We start from the raw sequence: 1,027 nt of genomic DNA on the forward strand, positions 1-1,027 counted from the left end.
CCCTCACCGACGCCATCAGCGCCACCGACAACGCCACCGACAACGCCGCCGATCCCGTGCCCGATCTCATCGTCCTGCCGATCCCCACCCACCCCGGCCACGGACCCGACGACGGCAACCCGGTCGGCGCCGCTCACGTCGTGCTCGAACACACCCTGCACACCCTGCAGACCTACCTGGCCGACGACCGCCTCGCCGACACCCGCCTGCTCGTGTTGACCCACCAAGCCGCCGCCGTCAACAGCGACGAACCCATCGACCTGGCCACCGCCCCCATCTGGGGCCTGATCCGCACCGCACAAACCGAACACCCCGGCCGCATCCACCTCATCGACCACGACAACCACCCCCACTCCCTCACCGCCCTGCCGCAAGCCGCCGCCACCGCCCACCACCACAACGAACCCCACACCGCCCTGCGCACCGGCACCCAACTCACCCCCCGACTGACCCCACACACCCACTTGAACGCCGAACCCCGCACCTGGGACCCCAACGGCACCGTCCTGATCACCGGCGGCCTGTCCGGCATCGGCGCCCTCCTCGCCCACCACCTAGCCACCCACCACCACATCCGCCATCTCCACCTCATCGGACGACGCGGCCACCACACCCCCGGCGCCGACACCCTCATCCACGACCTGACCCAAACAGGAGCTCAGGTCACCGTCACCGCCGCCGACATCACCGACCCCGACGCCGTCCACACCCTCATCCGCTCCATCCCTGACGACCACCCCCTCACCGCCGTCATCCACGCCGCCGGCATCACCCACGACACCCCCCTCACCACCCTCACCCCCGACCACCTCCACCCCGTCCTCGCCCCCAAAATCGACGGCGCCTACCACCTCCACCACCACACCCGCCACCACAACCTCGCCGCCTTCATCCTGTTCTCCTCCATCAGCGGCATCCTCGGCGGCGCCGCCCAAGCCAACTACGCCGCCGCCAACACCTTCCACGACGCCCTCGCCCACCACCGCCACACCCAACGCCTCCCCGCCACCAGCCTCGCCTGGGGACT

1 protein-coding gene is annotated in these 1,027 nt (G+C 70.4%); it reads left to right on the forward strand.

From position 1 onward, the window contains the following. Nucleotides 1-1,027: beta-ketoacyl reductase (locus tag Msi02_RS42745; protein WP_204053406.1), on the forward strand; the 1,027-nt coding region annotated here is incomplete at both ends.

This window comes from Microbispora siamensis, assembly GCF_016863095.1.
Lineage (GTDB): Bacteria > Actinomycetota > Actinomycetes > Streptosporangiales > Streptosporangiaceae > Microbispora > Microbispora siamensis.